The organism is Ensifer sp. LC11, from assembly GCF_001695835.1.
Lineage (GTDB): Bacteria > Pseudomonadota > Alphaproteobacteria > Rhizobiales > Rhizobiaceae > Ensifer.
The window spans coordinates 1-17,798 of record NZ_MBSO01000029.1; the positions used below are offsets into that span (position 1 = coordinate 1).

At 63.1% G+C, this 17,798-nt stretch carries 18 protein-coding genes; 4 read left to right on the forward strand and 14 right to left on the reverse strand.

From position 1 onward, the window contains the following. Positions 1 to 115: 115 nt before the first annotated feature. A complete protein-coding gene (locus BBX50_RS19985; protein WP_065777076.1) occupies positions 116 to 985 on the reverse strand; it encodes a LysR family transcriptional regulator in 870 nt (289 codons plus the stop codon). A gap of 188 nt (positions 986 to 1,173) precedes the next feature. Here BBX50_RS19985 and BBX50_RS19990 point away from each other — a divergent pair, with 188 nt between their 5' ends. Beyond that, positions 1,174 to 2,145: a quinone oxidoreductase gene (locus BBX50_RS19990; protein ID WP_065777077.1), complete on the forward strand. Its 972-nt coding sequence runs from the start codon at positions 1,174 to 1,176 to the stop codon at positions 2,143 to 2,145. Positions 2,146 to 2,181: 36 nt separating this feature from the next. Here the strand turns inward: BBX50_RS19990 and BBX50_RS19995 are convergent, their stop codons facing one another. The 3 genes from BBX50_RS19995 to BBX50_RS20005 all read right to left on the reverse strand — a co-directional run bounded on the left by BBX50_RS19995 (position 2,182) and on the right by BBX50_RS20005 (position 4,239). After that, entirely contained in the window at positions 2,182 to 2,886 is a 705-nt protein-coding gene (locus tag BBX50_RS19995; RefSeq protein WP_065777078.1) for an XRE family transcriptional regulator, read from the reverse strand. 166 nt (positions 2,887 to 3,052) lie between these two features. Further along, on the reverse strand, positions 3,053 to 3,301 hold the full coding sequence (locus BBX50_RS20000; RefSeq protein ID WP_065777079.1) for a DUF2798 domain-containing protein: 249 nt from the start codon (positions 3,299 to 3,301) through the stop codon (positions 3,053 to 3,055). 38 nt (positions 3,302 to 3,339) lie between these two features. Further along, the gene (locus BBX50_RS20005; RefSeq protein WP_065777080.1) at positions 3,340 to 4,239 is read right to left on the reverse strand and encodes an NmrA/HSCARG family protein; all 900 of its coding nucleotides are present in this window, start codon (positions 4,237 to 4,239) and stop codon (positions 3,340 to 3,342) included. Between the two features lie 110 nt (positions 4,240 to 4,349). On the opposite strand from BBX50_RS20005, the gene BBX50_RS20010 reads away from it, so the two are divergent. Further along, on the forward strand, positions 4,350 to 5,243 hold the full coding sequence (locus BBX50_RS20010; RefSeq protein ID WP_065777081.1) for a LysR family transcriptional regulator: 894 nt from the start codon (positions 4,350 to 4,352) through the stop codon (positions 5,241 to 5,243). Between the two features lie 59 nt (positions 5,244 to 5,302). Here the strand turns inward: BBX50_RS20010 and BBX50_RS20015 are convergent, their stop codons facing one another. After that, positions 5,303 to 6,166 (reverse strand): DMT family transporter, encoded by an 864-nt coding sequence (locus tag BBX50_RS20015; RefSeq protein WP_065777082.1) that lies wholly within the window; start codon positions 6,164 to 6,166, stop codon positions 5,303 to 5,305. Between the two features lie 101 nt (positions 6,167 to 6,267). Here BBX50_RS20015 and BBX50_RS20020 point away from each other — a divergent pair, with 101 nt between their 5' ends. Next, positions 6,268 to 7,689, forward strand: coding sequence for a PLP-dependent aminotransferase family protein (locus tag BBX50_RS20020; protein WP_065777083.1), 1,422 nt, complete (start codon positions 6,268 to 6,270; stop codon positions 7,687 to 7,689). A 334-nt stretch (positions 7,690 to 8,023) separates the two neighbouring features. Next, positions 8,024 to 9,064: a glutamine synthetase beta-grasp domain-containing protein gene (locus BBX50_RS20025; RefSeq protein WP_065777084.1), complete on the forward strand. Its 1,041-nt coding sequence runs from the start codon at positions 8,024 to 8,026 to the stop codon at positions 9,062 to 9,064. Between the two features lie 122 nt (positions 9,065 to 9,186). Here the strand turns inward: BBX50_RS20025 and BBX50_RS20030 are convergent, their stop codons facing one another. The 9 genes from BBX50_RS20030 to BBX50_RS20070 all read right to left on the reverse strand — a co-directional run bounded on the left by BBX50_RS20030 (position 9,187) and on the right by BBX50_RS20070 (position 17,731). Then, positions 9,187 to 10,113 carry an ATP-binding cassette domain-containing protein gene (locus tag BBX50_RS20030; RefSeq protein WP_065777085.1) on the reverse strand — a complete coding sequence of 309 codons (927 nt, stop codon included), beginning with the start codon at positions 10,111 to 10,113 and terminating at the stop codon, positions 9,187 to 9,189. Next, the gene (locus BBX50_RS20035; RefSeq protein WP_065777086.1) at positions 10,110 to 10,913 is read right to left on the reverse strand and encodes an ABC transporter ATP-binding protein; all 804 of its coding nucleotides are present in this window, start codon (positions 10,911 to 10,913) and stop codon (positions 10,110 to 10,112) included. The genes BBX50_RS20030 and BBX50_RS20035 overlap by 4 nt, the downstream gene beginning before the upstream one ends. Next, the gene (locus BBX50_RS20040; RefSeq protein ID WP_065777087.1) at positions 10,910 to 11,800 is read right to left on the reverse strand and encodes an ABC transporter permease; all 891 of its coding nucleotides are present in this window, start codon (positions 11,798 to 11,800) and stop codon (positions 10,910 to 10,912) included. The genes BBX50_RS20035 and BBX50_RS20040 overlap by 4 nt, the downstream gene beginning before the upstream one ends. A 1-nt stretch (position 11,801) precedes the next feature. Continuing rightward, complete coding sequence (locus tag BBX50_RS20045; RefSeq protein WP_065777088.1) at positions 11,802 to 12,779, reverse strand: ABC transporter permease; 978 nt, start codon at positions 12,777 to 12,779, stop codon at positions 11,802 to 11,804. Positions 12,780 to 12,963: 184 nt separating this feature from the next. Then, positions 12,964 to 14,613: an ABC transporter substrate-binding protein gene (locus tag BBX50_RS20050; protein ID WP_065777089.1), complete on the reverse strand. Its 1,650-nt coding sequence runs from the start codon at positions 14,611 to 14,613 to the stop codon at positions 12,964 to 12,966. A 41-nt stretch (positions 14,614 to 14,654) separates the two neighbouring features. After that, positions 14,655 to 15,677, reverse strand: a complete 1,023-nt coding sequence (locus BBX50_RS20055; RefSeq protein WP_065777090.1) for a glycoside hydrolase family 3 N-terminal domain-containing protein — start codon at positions 15,675 to 15,677, stop codon at positions 14,655 to 14,657. A gap of 25 nt (positions 15,678 to 15,702) precedes the next feature. Continuing rightward, on the reverse strand, positions 15,703 to 16,182 hold the full coding sequence (locus BBX50_RS20060) for a GNAT family N-acetyltransferase (RefSeq protein ID WP_065777091.1): 480 nt from the start codon (positions 16,180 to 16,182) through the stop codon (positions 15,703 to 15,705). Positions 16,183 to 16,653: 471 nt separating this feature from the next. Beyond that, positions 16,654 to 17,022, reverse strand: a complete 369-nt coding sequence (locus BBX50_RS20065) for a YbaN family protein (RefSeq protein ID WP_065777092.1) — start codon at positions 17,020 to 17,022, stop codon at positions 16,654 to 16,656. Positions 17,023 to 17,041: 19 nt separating this feature from the next. Then, positions 17,042 to 17,731, reverse strand: a complete 690-nt coding sequence (locus tag BBX50_RS20070; RefSeq protein WP_065777093.1) for a DUF2161 family putative PD-(D/E)XK-type phosphodiesterase — start codon at positions 17,729 to 17,731, stop codon at positions 17,042 to 17,044. Positions 17,732 to 17,798: the final 67 nt, after the last annotated feature.

The window sequence follows — 17,798 nt, forward strand, 5'->3', positions numbered from 1 at the left end:
AGATCATTCGAAAGGGCTCGTGTCATCAGAAGCTGGCCTCCGCCCAGCCAGCATCTTGAATCACAAAACCGACCGGCCGGGAATCCCCCCAGATTCAGACAAGCAATGAAACGCTCTAGGTGTTCAGCACCACCGGCAGGCCCTCCAGCAGCACGTTGATTGCCGCATCGACGACGGGTGTGCGGCGATCTCTTGCGTAGAGACCGTACTGGACCGGAAGCGGCTTCGGTACGCCAGCCGAAGCCTTCAGCACGCACATGGTGCCGGATCGCACGGATTCCGGCGGCAGCAATCCGATACCCAGGCCGTTTTCGATCGCCGCCTGCAGGGCGGTAACGCTCTGGCTGGAGAAGGTGATCCTGTGCTCGCGCCCGGCCGTGGCCAGTGTCTCGATCATGCGCCGCCGCCAGAGGCAGGGGGCAGCGAAGGCAACCAGATCGAGAGGCCCGTCCGCGTCCGGAACATAGTCCAGCCCGCAAACCCATTGCAGTTCGACATTCCAGGTGGTCACGGCATCGGCAACGACGGCGGATGTCGGGACGATCATGATGTCGAGTTCGTCTTCCTGCCAGAGCCGGCCGAGAGCAAGGCTCTGTTCGACCACGACGTCGAGGCGGATTTCGGAATAGCCGCGATGCAGTCGCCCGAGCGCTGTCGGCAGCGCCGTCGTTGCCACTTCCTCGGCGAGACCGACCCGTACGCCACCGCTTAGGTCCGCTTGCCGCAGGCGCGCAGCTGCCTCGTCGCCGAGTGCGAGCATGCGGGTCGCGTATCCGAGAAACACCTCTCCCTCGGGCGTCGGGACAACGCCGCGGCCGGTGCGCTGGAACAGTTGGCGGCCGAGCAGGTTTTCAAGCCGGCGCATCTGCATGCTCAGCGCCGATTGGGTGCGCCCGGTCTGGACGGCGACACGATTGAGGCTGCCCTGGCGGCAGACGGCGACATAGGTGCGCAGCAGGTCGATGCCGATCTGATCAGATATCATAATCTTTGAAGTCTGTTGTCATCGATATCAGTCTACAACGGTAACCTCGGCATGGCTATCTATCAGATGTGACAAGAAAGGAGCGCCAGGCGCCATCTGCGTGAGAAGCAAGTCAGCATCGTCCATGGACGAGCCGATGCCCACCATTGGGCTTCGTTGCCAGCCATCCCAATCCAAGGAACAGACCCATGAAAGCAATCCGCGTGCATCAGCACGGCGGGCCGGATGTGCTCGCCTATGAAAATGTCGAACTCGACGCGCCCGGACCCGGTGAGGTTCGTGTGCGCAACCGGGCGATCGGCGTCAACTTCGTCGACGTCTACCTGCGCTCCGGCTCGTACCCGCCACCGCAATTGCCGTTCATTCCCGGCAAGGAGGGGGCGGGTGAGGTGATCTCCGTCGGGGCCGGTGTCCAGGGCTTCAGCCCCGGCGACCGGGTGGCCTATGCCGAGGCGCTCGGGGCTTATGCCGAAGAACACAACGTGCCGGCCCATTTCCTCGTGCATCTACCCGACGATCTCGATTTCGAGACCGGCGCCGCGATGATGCTGAAGGGCCTGACGGCGCAATACCTCCTGCGCCGCACTTTCCGCGTCGAGGCGGGACATCGGATCCTCGTCCATGCGGCGGCCGGCGGCGTCGGCCTCATCCTGACGCAATGGGCAAAGCACCTCGGCGCAACCGTGATCGGCACGGTCGGTTCGTCCGGAAAAGCCGAGCTCGCGCTCGCCAATGGCGCAGACCATGTCATCGACTGCGGCAAGGAGAACTTTGCCGCCCGGGTGCGGGAGATCACCGGGGGCGAGGGTGTGGACGTCGTTTATGACGGCATCGGCAAGGCGACCTTCGACGGCTCGCTCGACAGCCTGCGCCCCTTCGGCCATTTCGTCAGCTTCGGCGCTGCCTCTGGCCCGATCGCGCCATTCGACATCACGACGCTGGCGCGTAAGGGCTCGCTCTACGCCACCTGGCCGCTGTTGCCGACGCATCTGGCGCGGCGCGAAGACGTGGTCGCCCTGAGCAAGGATCTTTTCGACGTCGTCGCAAGCGGCGCGGTCAAGATCCCGGTTCACGCGCGTCTGCCGCTTGCGCAGGCGGCCGAGGCGCATCGTCGGCTCGAAGGTCGCCAGACGACGGGCGCGATGGTGCTGTTGCCATAGCGCTTCCGGAGCGCTCCCGCTCTCATGTGGAAGCAGTCAGCGCCTGTTGCCCATGTCCTTGTTGCTCATGCCATTGTCGGTGGCGTCCAGCCTGTTTTCGGCCCGCGTCACCGCCAGGCTGTCGGTCGGGCTTCCTGAGGGCTCGCCGTCGCCGAAAACATCCATGGTGCAGGTGTGCAGGATGGTGGTGGGCTCGCCGGTATGGTTCCACATCGTATGAACGCGGAGCGATGGGAAGTGGGCGGAGTCGCCAGCCTCGAGAACCATCGGCTCGCCGTCCACCTCCAGTGTCAACGCGCCCTTGAGGATGAAGAAGATCTCCTCGCCCTCATGCGACATCGGCTCGCTGCGATGGCCCGGCGGCTCGTGGATAATCGTGCTTCTGAGCACGTTTCCGGGAAAGGAGGCGGACAGCCGTTCATAGGAGACGGCGTTGCCGCCCTGCTGGCCGAGACCGTAGATCGGGCGATGTTCGCGACGGGTAAAGGGGGTCGCCACCTTCGGGGGATTGAGGAAACTGCCGGCCTCCACCTTCAGGGTCCGACAGACTGCGATCAGCGAGGTCAGGGAAGGGACCGTGATGCCGCGCTCGATCTGTGAAATGAAGCCAACGGAAAAGCCCGCCTCATCGGCGACCTCCTGCAGCGTCATCTTCAGCGCCTTGCGCCGTTGGCGCAGGCGATCGCCCAGCGGCGGCGCTTCCGCTCCGCGGGCAATCACGTTGCTGGCATTTTCCGTCATCCGTTGTCATTCCCTCTCGTCTCTCCTCAAGCTAGGGGGCAGCCTAATTTGCTGTCAACGGATTTTAGCTGACCTAAAAAATCGTCCGCATCACCGGATAGCAATGCGGGCGAAGTTGACGTGGCAGCGCGCTCAAGGCCGCAGCAGCGGTGCTGCCGCAAGGGCGTCACCGGCTGCTGCCCGGCTGTTCGACGGTTGCCGCAACGATCCGCCGCACGAGCGGCAGGACCAGAAGCAGGCTCGGAAAGGCGACGATCCAGGAGAACACCCAGGCCTTGAGCCAAAGTGAAAAGATCCCGGGCTGGAGGCCGGTGCCGCTGGCCGTCGAGACGAAAGACACGATGGCGGACATCAGCACGGACAGGACCAGTGGCATGACGATTGCCTGGTATCGCTGGGGAAGCTTCTTTGGCATGCGGTCAACTCCGGAATTTGTGGGGATGGGTGTGCTGGTCAGTGGAACGTTTTCGTGCGGTCCTGGTCGCTCGGCAGCGCCAATTCGCGGATGAAGCTAAGGAGGCTGCGGGGTTCGCGCTGGAGAGCTGCTCGAAGCGTGAGGCTGTTGCCGCCGAGGCCCACATCGGCGTAGTGGGCGTGGACTTTTGCCAGCAGTTCGAGCTGGTGGTCGGTGTATTTGGCGCGGATGGGTTTTGCCCATTCGTGAAAATCGATGGTTCCCGCGGCGATCGGCCGGCTTAGGGCCTCGCTCATCATTCCGGCAATCTCTTCACGATTGTGTCGCCCTTCGGAGCAGAGCTCGAGCGTCGCATAGGCAAGGCGATCCTCGGTGAGCGCGATCGCCGCCACCTCGGCGACATCTCTATAGTCGACGCGAGCGATGCGCGCCGTCTTCGGAAAAGGCTCGGCGAAGGTTCCAGTGGCAAGAACGCCCGGCCAGGCGGCGTGAAGGTTCTGCATGAAGTTTGCCGGATGCAGGATGGTGTACTCGATGGGCGAAGAGTAGAGCGCGTCCTCGACCGGGATCTTCGCTGCATGATTTTTCAGGCGCGTGTTGGTCGGCTGGATGACGGAGGAGAATACGAATTTTCTGACGCCAGCGCGCACGGCCGCTTCGACCATCGACATACCCATAGCGGCCTCGTCGGGTGCGAAGGCCGGCCCAATGTGAAAGACGCCGTCGGTCCCTTCAAGTGCGCGGTCGAGGCTTGCGCGTCTGCGCAGGTCACCGATCGCGAGCTCGGACGCGCCGAGGGATTTGGCAAGCGCGCCATGCGCCTCGTCGCGGATCAGGGCGCGGACCCTTGCGCCACGCCGCACCAGTTCCGGAACGCAGAGGCCGGCAAAACGCCCGGTGGCGCCGACGACAAGGATCGTGTTCGAGCGCTGGTTCATGTGCTTCTGCCTTTCGTGCAATCGAACGATGACTTCAAGCTAACGATCCGAAACAATGCGGACAATCGCCGCGAATTATGATTTATTATCCTGCAAAGCGGGATTGTCGCATGAGCCGCATCGAAGACCTCGAAACCTTTTTGGCGATCGTCGAACAAGGCAGCCTGACGGGCGCAGCCAAGCGGCTGGGACGGCCGCTACAGACCGTCAGCCGATCGCTCGCTACGCTTGAAACCGACATCGGTGTCGAACTGGTGCATCGGACGACCCGACGCTCCGTCCCGAGCGAAGCGGGCGGGAGCTTCTACCAGCGGATCAAGCCGGCAGTGGAGGAAATAAAGGAGGCGCGCGAGGAAGCGGCGCAGCGCCGGTCCGAGCCGTCCGGCGTGCTGCGCCTCGGGGCGCCCAATCTGTTTGCGCCGCGGTTCCTTATGCCTGTCGTCGCCGAGTACATGAGGAGGTACCCACAGGTCGAAGTGGATCTCGATCTCTCGGATGCCTTCGTTGACCTCACCGCCAGCGGGCTCGACATGGTGATCCGGATCGGCGATCTCGCGGATTCCGGGCTGACCGGCAAGCGTCTTGGCGCGCTTCGCCGCGTCGTCTTCGGCGCGCCGTCCTATTTTGCGCGCTGCGGTCGGCCTTCGCACCCGCTGGAGCTGGCGGAGCATAGCTGTGTTACCAGAACGGTGGATGAGCGGCCGGGCGGCTGGATGTTCACGATCGACGGCCGGGCTCGCGCGGTCAAAGTGCGTGGGGCGTTCCGGACCAATTCGATGAACGCGATCTACGCTGCGGTGGAGCAGGGGCTCGGTCTCGGCTACTCGCCGCTCTGGCAGATCAAACACCTGATCGACGCTGGCAGGGTCGAGACTATCCTCGAGCCGTTCGAACCGGCCCCGGTGCCGATCCATGCGCTGTGGCTCGAAGGGCGGTCCCCCAATGCAAAGATCCGCTGTTTCCTCGATCTGCTTGGCGAGCGTTTGAAGCTCGACCGCCTTTGACGAGCGATGGGGATTGCGGGCGGCTGGCCGCCCCGCAATCCCTTTGGCCTGGGAGGCATCTACTTCGCGAACTTCTTGGCTCCGGCGACGCAGAGCACGATCGCGCCCGTGGTCGCGAGCATGCTCCAGCTTACCGGTTCGCCGAGCAGCGTTGCCGCAAGTGCCAGTCCGAAGAAGGGCTGCAGCAATTGCAATTGTCCGACACCGGCGACGCCGCCGAGCGCGAGGCCGCGGTACCAGAAGACGAAGCCGATCAGCATGCTGAAGATCGAGACATAGGCAAGGCCGGTCCAGGCGGCGTGATCGATGGTCGCGAAGGACGGGGGCATGGTGAAAAGCGTAAGCGCCAGCATCACGGGCAGCGACAGAACCAGGGCCCAGCAGATCACCTGCCAGCCGCCAAGCTTGCGCGAAAGGCTGGCGCCTTCGGCGTAGCCGAGGCCACAGACGATGATGGCGCCGAGCATCAAAAGGTCCCCGACGGGAGAGGCAGCAAAGCCCTGCACCAGCGCGAAGCCGACGACGGCGGCACTTCCAAGGCAGGAGAAAAGCCAGAAGGCCGGACGCGGGCGCTCGCCGGCGCGCAGCACGCCGAAGATGGCAGTCGCCAGCGGCAGCAGGCCGACAAAGACGATGAGATGCGCCGAGGTGACATGCTGCAAGGCCAGAGCGGTGAGCAGCGGAAAGCCGAGCACGACACCGAAGGCGACGATTGCCAGAGAAACGAGGTCGGACCGCGCCGGGCGGCGTTGGCGGAAGATCAAAAGCAGGCAGAGACCGAGCAGGCCGGCGATCGCTGCGCGCGCCACCGTCAGAAACACCGGATCGAAATCCATCACCGCAACGCGTGTCGCAGGCAGTGACCCGCTGAAGATCAGCACCCCGAGAAAACCGCTCACCCAACCGTCTGCCGTCTTGTCCATGATAGGCTCCTTTTTCGCCTGTATCGGCCAGGTGATCTGTTCTTGCCAGAGACAATGCGGTACAGTTCTTCAAAACTGTAATGGATGTTTTGGCGGTACAGATGACGATGCAGGAGCTCGAAATAGGCAGTGAAACGCTGCTCGAAGGCGTGATGGCCACCATCCGGCAGCGGATTGCCGGGCGGATCCTCACGCCCGGCGCGAAGTTGCCCTCGATCCGCGCTTTCGCCAAGACCATGCGCGTCTCGAAATCCACCGTCGTTGAGGCCTACGAGCGGCTTGTGGCCGAAGGCGTCATCCGCTCGCGGCCGGGCGCCGGTTTTTTCGTCTCGGCACCGTTGGCGCCCTTGTCGCTGGCCGAGATCGGGCCGCGGCTTGACCGGGCTGTTGATCCGCTCTGGGTGTCGCGCCAGGCGCTGGAAACCGGCGAAGGCGTGTTGAAGCCGGGCTGCGGCTGGTTGCCGCCGGGCTGGATGCCGGAGGCCGCAATTCGCCGCGCGCTCAAGTCTTCGGCGCGGCTGGAAGCAAGCGGGTTGACGGACTACGGAACGCCGCTTGGGCATCGGCTCCTGCGCCAGCTTTTGGCGCGACGTCTCGGCGAGCATGGCGTCGAGGCGTCACCCGAACAGATCATTTTGACGGAGTCTGGAACGCAGGCGATCGATCTCATCTGTCGTTTCCTGCTGGAACCCGGCGACACGGTCGTGGTCGACGATCCCTGCTACTTTAATTTCCATGCGCTGTTGCGCGCGCACCGGGTGCAGGTGGTAAGCGTCCCCTACACCCCTTCGGGGCCGGATCTCGAGCGATTTGCCGAGGCGCTGGCCGAGCATCGTCCGCGGCTCTACATCACCAATTCCGCCGTCCACAACCCGACGAGTGCCACGCTCTCTCCCGTCGTCGCCCATCGCCTGCTGAAGCTCGCAGAACAGGCCGGCTTGACGATCGTCGAGGATGATATCTTCGCCGATTTCGAGCATGCGCCGGCTCCACGGCTGGCCGCTTTCGACGGGCTTGATCGTGTCGTTCAGATCGGCAGCTTCTCGAAGACACTTTCTGCCTCGATGCGCTGCGGTTTCATCGCCGCGCCGCGCGATTGGATCGAGGGGCTCATCGACTTGAAGATCGCCACGACCTTCGGCGGGCCAAGCCTTTCGGCAGAGCTGGTTTTTGCCATGCTCAAGGACGGCAGCTATCGCAAGCATATGGAGGCGCTGCGCCAGCGTCTGGCACGGGCGATGAGCGAAACGGCGGCGCGGCTGGGCGACATGGGCATCAAACCATGGATCGAGCCGCAGGCGGGCATGTTCCTCTGGTGCCGTCTGCCTGATGGTATCGACGCGGCCGAAGTGGCGCAGAAGGCGCTGCAGCAGGAGATCGTTTTGGCGCCCGGCAACGTCTTCAGTCATGCGGGCACCTCCAACAATTTCATGCGCTTCAATGTTTCGCAATGCGATGACGAGCGGCTTTTCAAGATTTTGCCCACGATCATGCGCCAATGCGGTGTTGCCCGGGCGGGCTGAGCAGAGCGGCGTGCTGATGGCAGTTGCACGTTTTGGAGGCAGTCAACGGCGATCGCTGGGGAAAAGCCGTTGAAATCGGCTTTGCTACTTCCTTTGCCGCGGAGTCAGGCACATTTTGCCTATTTTTTGCGCAATACGCTTGTTCCTTGCGCTGCCGTGCCGGGTCGCCGGTGTCCATACCTGCCGGCAAACGCAATTTTTCTCTGGATTCCAGGGGTGGATCCGAGTTGGCACGATTAATGCTTCTTAACAGGCATCGGTCGTCGGGCAACTGATCTGGATTGCCCAGCCGCTTCGGAACCAAGCCATTCCTGGCGTCATGTGAGAGAACGAAATGACAAAGTTTAAGCTCGAATACATCTGGCTCGACGGTTATAAGCCCACCCCGAACCTGCGCGGCAAGACCCTGATCAAGGAATTCGACGCTTTCCCGACGCTTGAACAGCTGCCGTTCTGGGGCTTTGACGGTTCCTCGACGATGCAGGCCGAAGGCAGCAGCTCGGACTGCGTGCTGAAGCCGGTTGCCGTCTATCCGGATCCCGAGCGCAAGAACGGCGTTCTGGTTCTCTGCGAAGTCATGATGCCCGATGCCAAGACGCCGCATCCGTCCAACACCCGCGCGTCGATCCTCGACGACGACGGCGCCTGGTTCGGCTTCGAGCAGGAATACTTCTTCTATCAGAACGGCCGCCCGCTCGGCTTCCCGGATGCCGGCTACCCTGCGCCGCAGGGCCCCTATTACTGCGGCGTCGGCTTCAGCAACGTCGGCGACGTTGCCCGCAAGATCGTCGAAGAGCACCTCGACATCTGCCTGGCTGCCGGCATCAACCATGAAGGCATCAATGCCGAAGTCGCCAAGGGTCAGTGGGAATTCCAGGTGTTCGGCAAGGGCTCGCGCAAGGCGGCCGACGAAATCTGGCTCGCCCGCTACCTGCTGCAGCGTCTGACCGAAAAGTACGGCATTGATGTCGAATACCACTGCAAGCCGCTCGGCGACACCGACTGGAACGGCTCGGGCATGCATGCCAACTTCTCGACCGCCTATATGCGCGAAGTCGGCGGCAAGGAGTACTTCGAAAGCCTGATGGAGGCCTTTGCCGAAGCCCGCGCCGATCACATCGCCGTCTACGGTCCTGACAACCACATGCGCCTGACCGGCAAGCACGAAACCGCCTCGATCCACCAGTTCAGCTACGGCGTGGCTGACCGCGGTGCTTCGATCCGCGTTCCGCACAGCTTCGTCAACAACGACTACAAGGGTTACCTGGAAGACCGCCGCCCGAACTCCATGGGCGACCCCTACCAGATCGCTTCGCAGATCCTGAAGACGATCTCCACCGTCCCGACCGACGTCGAAAAGCGCGAAGCCGCCTGATTTTTCAGGCCCGGTGTTCACGAGGGCGCCGGGCCGAAATCGACGGGGTTGCGCTTTTCGCGACCAAACAAAAACGCCCCGCGATCCGCGGGGCGTTTTTGTTTGGTCCTATCGGCAACGGTTCAGGCCGCGCGCACGAAGTGATCGGGCTCCACTTCGCGGATCGTCTCCTGGGTCGCCGCCGAGCGTCGACGGGTTTCGTTCGCTTCCGAGGCGCTGACTTGCGCATTCGGGTCGTCGAAGCGGATGTCCGGATCCGGCACGGCCGAAAGCAGCAGCTTCGTATAGGGATGCGCCGGATTGTCGATGACCTTGCCGGTATTGCCCCATTCGACGATCTGGCCGGCATACATCACCGCGATATCTTCGGCGACGTAGCGGGCGGTCGCGATGTCGTGGGTGATGTAGAGCAGGCCGAGGTTCATCTCGCGCTTCATTTCGCTCAAGAGATTGAGCACACCGAGCCGGACCGAGACGTCGAGCATCGAGGTCGGCTCGTCGGCGACGATGACCTCGGGCTTTGCCGCCAGTGCCCGGGCGATGTTGACGCGCTGGCGCTGGCCGCCGGAGAGCTCGTGCGGGTATTTCGGCGCGACGATTTCAGGATCGAGCTTCACCTGCCGGAGCAGCGCCTTGATCTCCTCGTTGATGGACGCCCCCTTGATGTCAGGGCGATGCAGCATCAGCGGGCGCTTCAGATGGTAGGCAATCGTGTGGGCCGGATTGAGCGAGGCGAAAGGATCCTGGAAGATCATCTGCACCGAGCGGCGATAGTCGGTGATCTCCTTCGCTCCTGCCGCATCGACGGGCTTGCCCTTGAAGAGCAGCCGCCCTTCGCTCGGCTCATATTCACGCATGGCGATGCGAGCACAGGTGGTCTTGCCGCTGCCGGATTCACCGACGACGGCGAGCGCCCGCCCGGCGTGGAGCGAAAAGGTGATCGACCGCGCGGCGCGCACGGCGCCCGGACCATGGCCGAAGGTCTTGCTGACCTTTTCCAAGGTCAGGATGGGGGCCAGCGTCCGAATGGGTGCGGATGTGCCGGTCATCGAAGAACGCCTCCGTGCAGCGAGGGGAAGGAGGCCCAGAGCTTCTTGGTATAGTCGTGCTCCGGTGTCCGGTAGATGGCATCGGCCGTGCCCTGCTCGACCAGCTTGCCGCCGAGCATGATGCCGATGCGGTCGCAGAACTGCACCATCAGCCCGAGGTCGTGGGTGATGAAGAGCACGGCAAAGCCGAGCTTGCGGCGGAGCTCGTTGATCCGCTGCAGGATCTCGCGCTGCACGACGACATCAAGCGCCGTCGTCGGTTCGTCCATGACGATCAACCGCGGATTGAGCGCCAGGCAGATGGCAATGACGATGCGCTGGCGCATGCCGCCGGAAAACTGATGCGGGTAGTCGCGCATCCGGTCCGGCGAGATGTCGACGAGCCTGAGCATCTCGGCGGTGCGATCGCGCGCGGCGGCCCGGCTTATGCGCTTATGCGTCTTCAGCACGTCGTAGAACTGCTGCTCGATGCGCAAGACGGGGTTCAGCGAGTTCATCGCGCTCTGGAACACCATCGCCACTTCGCGCCAGCGGAAGTCGGCAAGGTCCTTCTGGTCGAGATCGAGCACGTTTCTGCTGTCAAGCAGGATGGCGCTTTGCTTGCGGATCAGCGCCGGCGGCTTGTGCAGCCGGCTGATGGCAAAGGCGATGGTGCTCTTGCCGCAGCCGGATTCGCCGGCAAGGCCGAAGACTTCGCCGGGAGCGACGTCGAAGCTGACGTCGTCAACGGCGCGGAAATCGTTGGTCTCGCCGATGTAGTCAATGGTGAGGTTCTTGACGGAAAGCAGAGGCGTGGTCACAGGCGGCCCTCCCCGGAGCGGATAAGGGCCTGCCAGCGGCCGAGCCGGTTGCCGGTGCGCAGCCGCGGATTGGCGATCTCGTCGACGGCGAAGTTGAGGAGCGACAGGCCGATGCCGAGGAAGGCGAGTGCGAAGCAGGGCGTCAGGATATCCCACCAGGCGCCGACCGAAAGCGCCGAGGCCTTCTGCGCGGCATAGAGCATGGTGCCCCAGGAAACGACCTTGGGATCGCCCAAACCCAGGAACTCCAACGTCGCCTGGGTGATGATCGCAAAGATCACGCTGCCGATGAAGTTGATGCCGACGATCGAGATCAGGTTGGGGAAGATCTCGAAGGTCATGATCCGCCAGCGCGGCTCACCCATCATCTCGGCGGATTTGACGTAGTCTTTCTGCTTGACCGACAGCGTCTCGGCGCGGGTGACGCGTGCGCCCCAGGCCCAGGATGTGCCGCCGAGGATGAGCGCGATGACCCAGGGGCTCGCCTGGCCGATAAAGGCGGCAAGCACGAGGAGCAGCGGCAGGTTCGGCACGACGAGCACCATGTTGGTGAAGAAGCTGATGACTTCGTCCACCTTGCCGCCGCGATAGCCGGCGATGATGCCGAGTGCCGTGCCGACGGCGGTGATCAAAAGACCGGCGCCGAAGCCGACGGCGAGTGACGTGCGGGCGCCATAGACGAGGCGCGCGAAGACGTCCTGGCCGATGCGGGTGGTGCCGAGCCAATGCTGAAGCGATGGCGCCTGGTGCGGCCGGCCGACGCGGGCGCTCGGATCATAGGAGGTCAGCAAGGGTGCGGCGATCGCGATGAGCAGGATGAAGGCGACGATCAGAGCGCCGACCATGGCCTTGCGATTGTGGATGAGCGGGAAGGAGGAGGTCTTCATATCAGGCCCTCTTCAGTCGCGGGTCGAGCAGCACGTAACTGACGTCGACGACAAAGTTGGCGACGAGCATGGTGGCGGTCATGATCAGAAGCTGTCCCTGGATGACGGGATAATCGCGGGCGAGGATCGCCTGGTAGAGAATGTTGCCAAGGCCCGGATAGTTGAACACGACCTCGGTCACCAGCGAGCCGCCGAGCACGGTGCCGATGGCGATTGCGAGGCTTGAAACGGTCGGCAGCAGCGCGTTGCGAGCGGCATACCAGAGCATCACGCGGGTGTCGGAAAGCCCCTTGGCGCGAGCCATGACGATGTAGTCCTCGCCGAGCAGGTTGATCATGTTGTTGCGCATGGTCACGGCGAATCCGCCGGTCAGAACGGCACAGAGCGTGATCATCGGCAGGATGCCGTGATAAAGGACGCTGCCGAGATATTCGAGCGTGAAGGCCGGATCGAGGGCCGGGTCGGCGGCATAGCCGGTCGGAAACCAGCCGAGCGTGAAGCCGAAGGTGAAGACCACGATCAGCGAGGTGACGACAGCCGGAACCGAGGTCGCGAAGATCGCGCCGACGGAGACGATGACGTCGAACAGGCTGCCGCGCCGCCAGGCCGCGAGAATGCCGAGGAAGGTGCCGAGCGCGAAGCTCACCAGCGTCGCGGTGCCCATCAGGCCGACGGTCCAGACCAGCGCATTGCCGAGCACCGTGGTCACCGGCAGCGGGAAATACTTGATCGAGCGGCCGAGATCGCCGCTGAAGATGCTGCCGAGATAGGTGAGATACTGCTGCCAGAGCGGCCCGTCGACGAAGCCGAAAGTCAGCTTCAAGGCCTGCAGGCTTTCGGGCGGCAACTCGGCGCCGGCGCTCGAAAACATGATCTGCACCGGATCGCCCGGCATCAGCCGCGGCAGAAAGAAGTTGATCGTCGCGGCTGCAACGAAGGCCGCCAGATAAAAGCACAGGCGGCGTAGCAGAAAGGCCATCGGGAACTCCATCGACTGCGGCCGCCGCGGGAGGCGTCAGGCGGCAGGGCTGTCTTCTTGTCGGGCCGCGCGGCTGGCAAGAGCCGGGACGGTCGCGTGGCAGGCGAAGGCCGCCTGCCAGTGATCGGGAATTACGGCGCCCTCACGGAACGTCGTCCGAAAGAGCGCCGTATCTGCGATCGGGTTACTTCACCGGTTCAAGCGCCAAAAGGTGCAGGAGACGCGCCGGGTTGTTGCGGGTGATCGACGGGTTGACGAAGGGGTTTTCCGCCGTTGCCCAGCCCTTGAAGCGCTTGGTGTTGTACTGGTACCAGTTCGGGTTGTTGAACACCGGCATCAGGGGCATGTTCTCGGCGACGATGCGCTGGGCCTTGTTCATCGCTTCCTTCTGCTTGGCGGGGTCGGCGGTCTGGGTGAACTTCGTCAGCTGAGCCTCGACGTCCGGATTGAACCAGCGTTGCGAGGTGAAGCGGGTCTTACCCTTGTCGCTCGAGCTGAAGGCGCGCTTGTGGGGATAGTAGGGCGAGGCGGACGCCGGCAGGCTGTTGATCGCCGCGTCGAAGGTGCCGTTGATCAGGTTGCCGGTCCAGACGGCTTCCTCCGGCGTCTCGATCTTGGCGTCGAGGCCGACAGCCTGCAGGCCTTCGACGGCGATGGTCACGGTGTCGATCCAGTCGGTCCAGGAACTCGGCACGATGATCGAAAACGCGATCTTGGTGCCATCCGGATTGTCTCGGAAGCCGTCGCCGTCCTTGTCGGCATAACCGGCCTCGTCGAGCAGCGCCTTGGCGGCATCGGCATCATACTTGCCGTATTTGCCGAAATCGGCCGCGACCGACGGATCGGCCCAACTCTTGTAGAGCTCGCCCATGCCGGCCGGGTCTTCGTTGAGCGTCGGATAGCCGTAGCCGGCGACGTCGACCATGGTGCCGCGGTCGAGCGCCATCGAGGCGGCGCGGCGGAACTTCACGTCGTTGAAGGCCTTGCGGTTGTTTTCGTTGGCGGTTTCCTGGTTGAACAGGAAGGCGACCATGCTGCTTGGCGAATACCAGAAGTGAAAATGCTCCGGGTCCTTGGCGACATAGACGTTCTCGATATCCGGGATGAAGGATACGCCCCAGTCGAGCGTGCCCGACGCGGTCGCCGTCAGGATCTGGTTGTTGTCGGCAAGCTGCGGGAAGCGCACGCAGTCGATCTTCAAGGTCGCGGCATCCCAGTAATGCGGGTTGCGGCACTGGTCGTAGGTCTGGCCGGTGAAGCGCGGGATTTCCGTCAGCGGGCCGCTACCGACAGGCGTTTCGTTGGCGAAGGTCACCGGCTCGGCGATGTCCTTCCAGACGTGCTCGGGAACGATCGGCAGCTGCGCCAGCTGTTCGGCGGCAAGAGAGCTCGGGTTGGCGAGCGTGAAGCGCACGGTCTCTCCATCGACGGCTTCGACACCGGTGATGAAGGTCCAGATGCTGACGAAGTCGAGCGCCGGGTACTTCTTCAGATAGTCATAAGTGAACTTGACGTCGGCAGCCGTTAGCGGCTTGCCGTCCGACCATTTCAGGTTCGGGCGGAGCTTGAACTCGATCGACTTCAGGTCGTCGGAAAGCTTGAAGCTTTCGGCGAGACGAAAGACCGGTTTGTTGCCGTCAAAGCGGTTGAAGACGACGAGCGGCTCGTAGATGAAGTCGAGTGTGCTCTGGCGCGCCGAGGTCTGGTTGAACGGGTTGAAGTTGCGCACCCAGGTCGTCGCCGGCTCGATATTGGCCGTCAGCACGGTCTGGGCCGCCGCCGGGCCCGCGATGAGGGCGAGCGCGGTCGCTGCGCCGAGAAGCGATTTTTTCACGGTAGTTCCCCTTTTTAGATCTTAAGGATTTCTTGTTTCGATCAGGCTACGAGGACGCTTTGGAACATGTCCTCGACTTCCGCATGCACCGCGCGCACATCGACCTTCAGCGTGCCGAGGCGGGCCTTGCCGGCATCGATGCGCTTCTGGGCGGCTGCGGTCAGCGGGCTTGCAACCTTGGCCGCCGCTTCGCTTTCGGCGAGCGTGCCGTGGCTGTGCAGCGCAATGTCGAAACCGGCGTCGAGCACTTGGCGGACGCGTTCCGGCAAGGTGCCGCGCAGCGATTCCATGAAGATGCAGTCGGAGACGAGCACGCCGTCATAACCCATGTTGTTTCGGATGACGTCGTGCATGACCGGCGAGATCGACGCCGGCAGTTCCTTGTCGAAGGCGGAATAGACGACATGGGCGACCATGGCCCAGGGCGTGTCGCGCAGCGCGACGAAGGGCTTGAAGTCGGTGGATGTCAGCAATTCGCGCGAGGCGTCGACGACCGGGCGCTCCTTGTGCGAATCGAGCGTGGCGCGGCCGTGGCCGGGGATGTGTTTCATCACAGGCATGTTGCCGGTCTCAAGCAGGCCATCGACCACTTCGCGGCCAAGGGCTGCGATGAAGTCCGGATCGGCGCCAAAGGAACGGGCACCAATGACCGAGCTGGTAGCTGCGAACACGAGGTCGAGCACCGGCGAGCAGCCGCTCGTCAGACCAAGCTCGCTCATCATCGTGCCCATGGCCTGGCTCGACAGGCGCAGCGCCTTCTTGCCGAGGGCAAAATCGTGGCGGGCGAGTTCGGCGAATTCGCCGAAAGATCGGAAGAGCGGCCAGGGGCCGGCGTCCAGATGCTGGACGCGGCCGCCCTCCTGGTCGGTGAAGACGGGCGCGTCGTCGCGGCCGACGGCCTCGCGGAAGCGCTCGATCAGCGCCTTGGCCTGGTTGGGGTCACGCAGATTGCGACGGCCGACGAAAAGGCCGAGCGGGTTGGTCTCGCGGAAGAGCGCGAATTCGTCAGCGGAAAGCGTCGGGTTCGGAAGGCCGACAAAGAGGGCAAGCGGGGTCGAGGACATCGGGGGGCTCCGGGTCGTCTGAGGGTTACTTGGATGGGCGGCGCAACATGCCCTGATAGATCCCCTTGTCGGGCGCGGGGATGGGCACGGCGCCGATGGTCTTGGCGTAGAAATCGACAGGGCCGGCATCGCCGACGAAGGCGTAAGCATGCCCAAGGGTCTTCATGGTATCGAGACAGCTGGAAAGCAGGGCAACGCCGATGCCCTTGCCACGGCAAGCGCTGTCGACGCCCGTCGGGCCGAAGAAGCCCGGCGCGGTCGTGTCGTAGCAGGCAAAACCGACGAGCTTGCCATCATCGATGGCGACCAGGCAGGCAATCGGCCGGCGAGCGAAGGCGACGGTTACCTCGCTCGCCCAGTTTTCGCTGAAATTCTCTCGCACCCAGTCGACGATCAGGCGCATTTCCGGCGGCAAGGCGGGACGGATCGTCACCTTGCAGCTCTCGGTTCTCCGCTTGAGTTCGACGAGTGTCGACGAATACAAGCTCACCAGCATGTCAGGCATGTGCTCCTCCACATATTCCTTTATTAAGGAATTGCTGCCTTTGTAATGCAATAGATGGAGCTATCCCTATCGGCTTGTCAATCGGCAATCATCAGATTTGGGGGTGCTGTCCGCTTTTCCTGGGGGAGGGCATCCACTGATGAAACGTTCCAGCAACCGCTGCGCTGCGTTTTAACTCCGCGCTCATGTTTGAGAGAGCGGCTGCAATCGCGGTTGGGCCAGGGATCGCCTTGAAGGCGCGAAAAACTGCGCTCTGCGACAAATTGCGCGTTTGTACAGCTTTGTTCTTGAGTTGTTCGAAATATATCTTGTTTTACAATAACACTAAGTATTGATGTTCGCGCTCTCAAAAAGTGTGTGCTGAAGCAATGCTCGACCTTGTCGGGCATAACTCAAGTATTTCTTGAGGAAAAGTGTATCGTTTTGTTTGCGGCTCCGACACTCGGTTCCGTTGCCGATCTGCCTGCGACGCTATTCCGCCGGGCGCGTCAGGATGAACAGCGCGGGGAGCGCCATCGCCGCTGCAACAATTGCGGCGAGGGGCAGGCTCGGGTTGCCGAAGAAGCAGAAGAGACCGAAGCTTGTGGCCATCAGGCTCACCGCACCCGTCTTGGCTCCCCTGGAAATCGCACCCTTTTCACGCCAGAGCCTGAGCGACCCGCCAAATATGCGATGATTGAGCAGCCATTGCTCGAGCCGGGGCGACGCGCGGGCAAAAAGCCCAGCTGCCAAAAGCAGAAAGGGTGTCGTCGGCATGATGGGAAGGAAGGCGCCGACAATGCCGAGACCGACCATCAGCCAACCGAGACCGAGATAAAGGAGGCGAAGTGCGGGGTTCATATGGAACTTCCCTAGAGTATCATGCTTCGGACGTCTCGACGGCCGGCGCCGGGCTGGCGTCGCCGGGTGGCCAACGGCGAAGCGCTTCGGCGCCCTGTTCCGTCAGGGCGTAGACGCCCCGGTCTACGCGCTCGAACCAGCCATAAACATTACTCAGCAGGATTTTGGCGGCGTCCGGCGCAACGGCGCGAAGGTCGCGTGGACGCCGTTCGCCGTCCTGCAGGGCCGCCGCACAGGCAAGTGCCTGTTGCCGATAGGCGGTCATGATCGGCGAACGCGTAGCGCCGCCCGCCGTCGGGTCCCCCTTGCGGCGTCGGTGCTCGCGGATCAGCCGCGATCGCTTTTTGTTGTTTTTGCGTGGCATCACCGCAGACGCGGCGAGAATGACATCGACCGCGCTGTTGTCGGCAACCGAAAGCATGCCAAACCCAAGCCTGCGGCAAAGATCGCGGAACCGGCGGTCGCTTTCCCGGCCCTTGCCCTTGGCCGAGACGCGGGCGGCAATCCAGACTTCGTCACCGGCCGTGGCGCGGTCGACGGCCTGCAGGATGAGTTCGAGATTGAAGCTCAGCTTCAGCTCGCAGATGACGACCAGCGGCGGCTCGTCGTCGCTGAGCGCAACGAGGTCGCAACCGCCGATCTCGCCCTTGACGCTGTAGCCACGGGTTTCGAGAAAGGTCTTGATCGGTTGGTAGAGGGTCGTCTCCAAACCCGGAAATCCTCTTCTGGTCGAAATCATGGAGGTGCCGGAAGCATTGCCTCAAGTCGGCATCAGG

Excerpts from the sequence above, each read along its gene's own strand:
- BBX50_RS20030 (WP_065777085.1), bottom strand. The coding sequence starts at position 10,113 with ATGACCGGCACATCCGCACCCATTCGGACGCTGGCCCCCATCCTGACC.
- BBX50_RS20015 (WP_065777082.1), bottom strand. The coding sequence starts at position 6,166 with ATGGACAAGACGGCAGACGGTTGGGTGAGCGGTTTTCTCGGGGTGCTG.
- BBX50_RS19990 (WP_065777077.1), top strand. The coding sequence starts at position 1,174 with ATGAAAGCAATCCGCGTGCATCAGCACGGCGGGCCGGATGTGCTCGCC.
- BBX50_RS20020 (WP_065777083.1), top strand. The coding sequence starts at position 6,268 with ATGACGATGCAGGAGCTCGAAATAGGCAGTGAAACGCTGCTCGAAGGC.
- BBX50_RS20025 (WP_065777084.1), top strand. The coding sequence starts at position 8,024 with ATGACAAAGTTTAAGCTCGAATACATCTGGCTCGACGGTTATAAGCCC.
- BBX50_RS20065 (WP_065777092.1), bottom strand. The coding sequence starts at position 17,022 with ATGAACCCCGCACTTCGCCTCCTTTATCTCGGTCTCGGTTGGCTGATG.
- BBX50_RS20060 (WP_065777091.1), bottom strand. The coding sequence starts at position 16,182 with ATGCCTGACATGCTGGTGAGCTTGTATTCGTCGACACTCGTCGAACTC.
- BBX50_RS20045 (WP_065777088.1), bottom strand. The coding sequence starts at position 12,779 with ATGGCCTTTCTGCTACGCCGCCTGTGCTTTTATCTGGCGGCCTTCGTT.
- BBX50_RS20010 (WP_065777081.1), top strand. The coding sequence starts at position 4,350 with ATGAGCCGCATCGAAGACCTCGAAACCTTTTTGGCGATCGTCGAACAA.
- BBX50_RS20005 (WP_065777080.1), bottom strand. The coding sequence starts at position 4,239 with ATGAACCAGCGCTCGAACACGATCCTTGTCGTCGGCGCCACCGGGCGT.
- BBX50_RS20040 (WP_065777087.1), bottom strand. The coding sequence starts at position 11,800 with ATGAAGACCTCCTCCTTCCCGCTCATCCACAATCGCAAGGCCATGGTC.
- BBX50_RS20055 (WP_065777090.1), bottom strand. The coding sequence starts at position 15,677 with ATGTCCTCGACCCCGCTTGCCCTCTTTGTCGGCCTTCCGAACCCGACG.
- BBX50_RS19985 (WP_065777076.1), bottom strand. The coding sequence starts at position 985 with ATGATATCTGATCAGATCGGCATCGACCTGCTGCGCACCTATGTCGCC.
- BBX50_RS20000 (WP_065777079.1), bottom strand. The coding sequence starts at position 3,301 with ATGCCAAAGAAGCTTCCCCAGCGATACCAGGCAATCGTCATGCCACTG.
- BBX50_RS19995 (WP_065777078.1), bottom strand. The coding sequence starts at position 2,886 with ATGACGGAAAATGCCAGCAACGTGATTGCCCGCGGAGCGGAAGCGCCG.